The 242-nt window shown below is 64.9% G+C and carries 1 protein-coding gene; it reads right to left on the bottom strand.

Annotated features, from left to right (window positions below; genetic code table 11):
* On the bottom strand, nt 1–242 hold a 242-nt coding region (locus tag SB660_RS23240), incomplete at both ends, for a hypothetical protein (protein WP_410584913.1).

Raw genomic sequence — 242 nt, 5'->3', positions numbered from 1 at the left:
CGGTGCCCATCGGCTGCGGAACAGTTTCGTTTGCGGTCGGTGAGATTTCGCGATCGCGTCCCGCTGCATGGTGACCTTCACATGCCCGAGGCCGTTGAACGCCGGCTCCTGGACCAACGATGCCCGGATCGCTTTCGCGGCGTTGGCGAGGGTGTCGCGGTGAGTGGCGAAGCCGGTGTTGTTGCCGTCGAAGAAGTCGGTGCCGTTGTCGACGGGTGGTGTGCGCTTGCGTTCGTCGCGGA

Source organism: Bacillus sp. SIMBA_005, assembly GCF_046535585.1.
In the GTDB taxonomy this organism is placed as follows: Bacteria; Bacillota; Bacilli; order Bacillales; family Bacillaceae; genus Bacillus; species Bacillus pumilus.
The sequence above is the reverse complement of the archived record's forward strand: the minus strand, read 5'-3'. Positions and strand labels throughout refer to the sequence as shown.